We start from the raw sequence: 5650 nt of genomic DNA, 5'->3' as shown, positions 1-5650 counted from the left end.
ATCATAACTTATATCACATATTGCTTAAACGACTCAGAGACGATCCGCTTTGACTCGTTTGCTTCATAAGACCCTAATTAAATTCCAGGCGAAGATTTATCGGACTGAAACTTTACTAAAATTCAATTTAAACATACCTTCAGTCCTAATTTTGAAAACGGTTTTATTCTAAATACATGAGCTCAGAAAATACATTTGATTACAACAGTGCTGGATATAAAAAATTTCTAAAAAAATTTAGAGATACCGATTTAGAAAAATCTTCTTTAATTGTGTTTGCCGGTTCTTTTAATACTAACCGGGAAGCAGCCCTTGATGAATTCAAACGTGAAATAATTGGTGAACCTGTTGAAATTGATTTGGCTGAAATCATCACTCCTTATGAAGAAGAAAGCTATCAGAACATAGACCGTTGTCTTAATTCAATTAACAAAGATGAAGAGCTTGTTATATTTAGAAATGCAGAACAACTCAACGGGGCTTACACCGCTTATTCTACTTCTATAGTGCGCTACGGATCTCCACAGGAAAAATATTTTGTGAAAAAACTTGCTGAAATTCCTGTACCTGCTATTCTCGAGCTAAAAGATGAAGACCAACTCGATCGTTTTTTACAACGTAAAGCAGATGCCGTCTTCCTTTTCAAAGCACCTACTTCCCTTTTAGAGCGTTTAGCCTGGAAAGTGAAAAATATACACGTTCATGGCTCCAGCTTCTTGTCTCCCCGCCCACACTAAAACGTATCTTTTTTTTAATAAAGTTTACTTAAGCCCAATGAATTTTGGATTTCTATCGTTATATATTGATGAGAAGAAATTTTAAATAAAGACTATTTGTTCTATGAAAGTTACAGTTAAAATGGAAACTGCCGGAAGACGCGGAAAGCAAGTATCCGTAATCCGCGGAATTACCCATAATCCACAAGTCATCGAAAAGCTTGAAAAGAAGTTAAAAACACAGTTAGGTACCGGTGGCACTATCAAAGGAAAAACTATTGAAATTCAAGGAGATCACGTAGATCGAATCAAAAAAATCCTGGAGAAAGAGGGATATCAGGTGGATTAGGTTCTAGGAATGAGGTTTTAGGTGCGAGATGTTAGGTTTTAGGGAAAATATTTCAGCACCTTCTTATATTTTTAAGTTTTTCTGTAAGGAATTGGTTTTTCATTGCTCTTACTTTTTAAAGAAAACCAACTCTAACTAAAATTTAAGATGATGAAAAACTTCAAGAAACTTATTGTTTGGCAACGTAGCATGGAACTTGCATCTGAAACCAAGGAAATTGTTTCCAAACTTCCTAAAGAAGAACGCTACACTTACCGAGATTAAATTATCAGGTCTTCTATTTCTATACCTTCTAATATTGCTGAAGGCAGCAGCAGAGATAGCAGAAAAGATTTTAAACGATTTCTTAGGATCTCACTCGGTTCTTGTTTTGAACTTGAAACCCAATTACTGTTATTAGAGCAGAATGGAGTACTCAATACTCAGATACTTAAAACAGCAATGGATTTTAATGATGAAGTTCAAAAAATGCTCCACACTTTATTAAAAAAATAATCTAAAGCCTAACACCTCGCACCTAAAACCTATCTTACAACTTCACCTTGCTTTCCTGTCGTGGATCCAGGTCATAAAGGGATGAAGCAGTAGCCTGAATGGTTTTATACCACTCATTGCCGTACTTATCATTTATAGTATAAAAATCAGCAAAATCAGGTTTACGAATGGTCATTTTCCACTCTTGAGATTTTGACTTAAAAACCGGCTCTACATGTAATAATTCATGGTACAGCATCATTTCTTTGGTATCATTATCCAGCATATCCCACAATTCACCGGAAATCTCGATTAGATAATCGTTACCCGAATAGTGTTTCACTTCCCTACTTGCCTTTATACATTTTGCAGCCCGCTGTTTTGATAAGTTTGGATACACTAAAAAATATCCAATTTCAGCTGGACCAAATTCCATTTTATGCTTCTCAATAACCTTTTTAGCGATAGCCTCCACTTCCGGAGATTCCATTAATTGTTTCGTTGAATAAATAGTCGCTTCAGCTTTTAAGTAATCGTTCTCTGGCATGAATTATAGTCTTTTTGTTAAATATTTACTTTATAAAAAGACCCGTCAGTTTTCAAAAATCTGACAGGTCTAACTGTTTATAATTAAATCTTGAATTATAGAATTTTAGGTACTTTAACGGATGTTGCCACTATAGAATACTCTTTTTGTGGTCCCTTAATGGCATCTGGATTATTACCGGCGTCCTCAGCGTAATGTTTTGCTTTTTCTTCAGTAAGTTCTTTTACTTCAAAAGTTCCGATTAAAGTTACTTTCTTCCCTTTTGAATCGGTTGGAATAAAGAATCCATAATCTTTAAAAGTAATGCGGGCAGAGTAACTCCCTTCATTGGCTACAAAAAAGCATCCCTTCTTTTGACAAACTTCAGCAATTTCAGTTTCAAGAGTTACTGTTTTTCCGGATAAGTCTTCTTCATTTTCGATAATACTTTTTAGTGAGGTACTCTCACCCCAGGTATCCACTTCCGCCCCAAAAACTTCATGATTTTCAGTAACCTGAACCGGTTCTGACAAGCGAATAACCTCTGATTCTTGCGCAAATGCAAGAGTGGAGAATCCTATTAATAAGACAAATAGTATACTTTTTTTCATAGTCACTTAATTGGTTTAAAAGGAGTCCAAACATACAAATATATCTCCCAATATTTCATCCAATTCTGACGATTATTCTTCACTTTTTTGGCGATGCTCACAGTAATAGATTTTACGTCCCCCGGTTTTCATTTCCGCAATTTTTCTTCCACACTTATAGCATGGGTTTCCAGTGCGGTTATATGCATAATGTCGGTATTCTTTCCTTGACGCCCCCTCCCTTTTCAAAGCTTCAACCAATTCAGGTTCAGTAGTAATTCCTCCTGTTATGTACGACCGGCGAGACAATTCAATCGAATAATGAGCCAAATCTTTGATTTGTTCCGGTGTACAATCCTTAGGTCTGAAATCAGGATCTATTTTGGCACAAAACAAAATCTCACTCCGTAAATAATTTCCTACTCCACTCAGAAATCCCTGATCTAATAACAAAGTAGCAAGTTTACGATTTTTGAAGTTATCATCTCTGTATCGAGATAAAACCTCTTCGTAAGTAGTGTCAGGATGGACTACATCGGGACCAAGTTTTTTGATGTAACTATGCGATTCAATTTCATCATTTTTAAGCATTTCAATTTCAGAGGCAGAAAATAAATAAGCTGCCCCACCTTTAGTTTTGATAGCGGCTCTGAGTGATCGATTGGTATTTGGCTCCTCTCCATTATCCGACATCATCCATTTACCATATAGCTGATTGTGTGAGTATAAATTCAACCCATTGTCGAATTCTGTAATAATTGCTTTTCCTCTTGGTGTTACTGAAGTCACTTTTTGCCCAACAAGTTGATCTTCAAATACCTTAAGCTCGTCGAAAGCAAAATAGATTTCAGTAATTTCTTTGTTAGCTATGGTTTTACTGATGTTATCAGCGGCTCTCCAAATTTCGGGTCCTTCAGGCATATTTAACTACGGTTGAATCATTTACCTGTTAGTAATCTTATCTGGAGAACCTGCGAGCGTCCGTAGGTCCTCGTAGCGTTCGGCTTTCTGGTGAGAATCCCGTAACGCTCGCAGGTCTTACGGACGCTGCGAGGTTACTTAACTCAGAGGTTTCTCCAGGCTATTTTGTAACCGGTAAAGACGTTATGGTTATTGATGAATTGTTGATAATTTAGCTCTCACTACAAAACGTTCATAAAATACGTTCAATGAAACCCATCATCACCCTTATTTCCGGATTTTTTGGAATTCTTTTTTTTGAAGGATTTGCCCGATTGATTATCACTTTTTACCATCGAATTGAATTTCAGTTTTATGGAATCTCCTACCTTCCTTCTGATGCTTGGGTAATTATTATCTTGTTATCAGTTTTGGTTAGTACCTGGCTGGTGACTATGCTTGTTCTTACAGTAATCAATAAAAATTCGCTAATTTATACTTGTATATTCGGTCTAATACTCTTTCTTTGGCGTTTAGTTGAAATAGGCAACTCTTACAATGCAGAGCCTATTTGGTATTTTATAACCGTCAATCTTTTACACCTAATTGGAATAACATTAGCCTATCAGTTATTTAAAAATCAATATGAAAACATCAAAAATACTTAGTCTACTCTTAATTTCCTTTTGTCTGAGTTGCTCTTCTAATGAAAGTGATTCAGTTGTAACATCCATGGATTCACCAACCTCAGGTAATAGTTATTTTCCCAGATTATATACCGATAATACCAATACTGTTTTTATGAGCTGGATTGAAGAAACAGAAAATCAGCATTCTTTGAAATATTCTTCTTATGTGGATGAAAGTTGGACTGAACCTACTACTATAACTTCCGATTCAACCTGGTTTATAAACTGGGCTGATTTCCCTTCAATTATCGCACAAAATGGTGATCCAATGGCTGCTCACTGGCTCAACAAAGTTGAGGGTGGTGCCTATGCCTACCATGTGAACATGACCACTTATGATGATCAATGGAATGAAACTTTTACTCCCCACAAAGACGGTACTCCTACTGAACATGGTTTTTCGAGCATGACACCTGCTACCGATTCCACCTATTTAGCTTTATGGCTGGATGGTCGGAATACCCACAATCGAGCAAATGATGAATACAATGATATCAACAAGGCAATGACTTTAAGAGGAGCTTTTATTGATTTAAATAATGAAATTGTACAGGGTTTCATGCTTGATGACGCTGTATGTGACTGTTGTAATACGGCCATAGCTAAAACAAACAATGGTTATGTGGCTGCTTACCGGAACAGAACGGATCAAGAAATCCGTGATATATATACCACTACTTATTCTGAAGGCCAATGGAGTAGTTCCAAACCGGTTCACGCCGATAACTGGGAAATTGCCGCATGCCCTGTTAACGGTCCTGCAATAGATGCAATTGGTGATAGAGTTGCTTTGGCTTGGTTTACGGGTGCAAATGGAGTTTCTAAAGTCCAACTGGCTGTCTCTAATGATGGCGGTAATTCATTTAACGAACCCATTGTTGTAGATGAAGAAGGTCCGTTGGGACGCGTAGACCTAAATATGACCACTGATAAAATCTGGCTAAGCTGGTTAAATCCTGAAGAAAATGGAGAAGGGAATCTTAAAATTAACTCCTACGATCATGAAGGAAAGCAATTGGCATCGTACACTGTTCCTGGTATATCCGTAAACAGAAGTGCCGGTTTCCCTCAAATAACTACAAACGGTGAAAAGATACTGGTGGCTTATACAATCCCGGGTGAATCAGGTGGTGAAATTGAAATGGCTGTATTGGAGCCTGGCACAAATTAAAGCTAACTCATTTCCTGCTCCGGGTTGTAGATGTTAGATAATTCGGCGACAAAATTATAATCCTATTTTCCTTCTTGACCCTGAAGGTGTCATATATGAATAGCCCAGGGTAAAACCGCTTAAGCGGTAGCAACCCTGGGATACATCGTTACAAAAAATAAGGGTCTTATGAAGTATAGCATGTTATGATTGTTTGTAACATATTGCTATACAATGGTTAACAAGTATTATAAAC

Annotated in this window: 7 protein-coding genes and 1 pseudogene; 5 read left to right on the top strand and 3 right to left on the bottom strand. The window is 36.8% G+C overall.

What is annotated here, in order from left to right; all coding sequences use genetic code 11:
• The first annotated feature begins 176 nt into the window (after positions 1–176).
• The 3 genes and pseudogenes from RI561_RS13665 (at position 177) to RI561_RS13655 (ending at position 1560) form a co-directional block, all read left to right on the top strand.
• Positions 177–737 carry a hypothetical protein gene (locus tag RI561_RS13665; RefSeq protein ID WP_395080805.1) on the top strand — a complete coding sequence of 187 codons (561 nt, stop codon included), beginning with the start codon at positions 177–179 and terminating at the stop codon, positions 735–737.
• A gap of 103 nt (positions 738–840) precedes the next feature.
• A complete protein-coding gene (locus tag RI561_RS13660; RefSeq protein ID WP_395080804.1) occupies positions 841–1065 on the top strand; it encodes a translation initiation factor in 225 nt (74 codons plus the stop codon).
• Between the two features lie 147 nt (positions 1066–1212).
• Positions 1213–1560: pseudogene (locus RI561_RS13655) on the top strand (four helix bundle protein).
• A 34-nt stretch (positions 1561–1594) separates the two neighbouring features.
• Here RI561_RS13655 and RI561_RS13650 read toward each other — a convergent pair.
• The 3 genes from RI561_RS13650 to nei all read right to left on the bottom strand — a co-directional run bounded on the left by RI561_RS13650 (position 1595) and on the right by nei (position 3576).
• On the bottom strand, positions 1595–2086 hold the full coding sequence (locus tag RI561_RS13650) for a putative metallopeptidase (protein ID WP_395080803.1): 492 nt from the start codon (positions 2084–2086) through the stop codon (positions 1595–1597).
• A gap of 95 nt (positions 2087–2181) precedes the next feature.
• Positions 2182–2676, bottom strand: coding sequence for a DUF4920 domain-containing protein (locus tag RI561_RS13645; protein WP_395080802.1), 495 nt, complete (start codon positions 2674–2676; stop codon positions 2182–2184).
• Between the two features lie 72 nt (positions 2677–2748).
• Positions 2749–3576, bottom strand: a complete 828-nt coding sequence (gene nei, locus RI561_RS13640; protein WP_395080801.1) for an endonuclease VIII — start codon at positions 3574–3576, stop codon at positions 2749–2751.
• 248 nt (positions 3577–3824) lie between these two features.
• On the opposite strand from nei, the gene RI561_RS13635 reads away from it, so the two are divergent.
• Together RI561_RS13635 and RI561_RS13630 are read left to right on the top strand one after the other, a co-directional pair.
• A complete protein-coding gene (locus RI561_RS13635) occupies positions 3825–4223 on the top strand; it encodes a hypothetical protein (protein ID WP_395080800.1) in 399 nt (132 codons plus the stop codon).
• Positions 4224–4287: 64 nt separating this feature from the next.
• Entirely contained in the window at positions 4288–5415 is a 1128-nt protein-coding gene (locus RI561_RS13630; protein WP_395080799.1) for a hypothetical protein, read from the top strand.
• Positions 5416–5650 lie beyond the last annotated feature (235 nt).

This window comes from Gracilimonas sp., from assembly GCF_031581265.1.
GTDB lineage: Bacteria > Bacteroidota > Rhodothermia > Balneolales > Balneolaceae > Gracilimonas.
Note: the sequence above shows the minus strand (reverse complement) of the source record. Positions and strands in the feature narration are given on the sequence as shown.

Bases quoted from the DNA above. Each gene is read 5' to 3' on its own strand.
- RI561_RS13665 (WP_395080805.1), top strand. From the start codon at position 177: ATGAGCTCAGAAAATACATTTGATTACAACAGTGCTGGATATAAAAAA.
- RI561_RS13660 (WP_395080804.1), top strand. From the start codon at position 841: ATGAAAGTTACAGTTAAAATGGAAACTGCCGGAAGACGCGGAAAGCAA.
- RI561_RS13650 (WP_395080803.1), bottom strand. From the start codon at position 2,086: ATGCCAGAGAACGATTACTTAAAAGCTGAAGCGACTATTTATTCAACG.
- RI561_RS13645 (WP_395080802.1), bottom strand. From the start codon at position 2,676: ATGAAAAAAAGTATACTATTTGTCTTATTAATAGGATTCTCCACTCTT.
- nei (WP_395080801.1), bottom strand. From the start codon at position 3,576: ATGCCTGAAGGACCCGAAATTTGGAGAGCCGCTGATAACATCAGTAAA.
- RI561_RS13635 (WP_395080800.1), top strand. From the start codon at position 3,825: ATGAAACCCATCATCACCCTTATTTCCGGATTTTTTGGAATTCTTTTT.
- RI561_RS13630 (WP_395080799.1), top strand. From the start codon at position 4,288: ATGGATTCACCAACCTCAGGTAATAGTTATTTTCCCAGATTATATACC.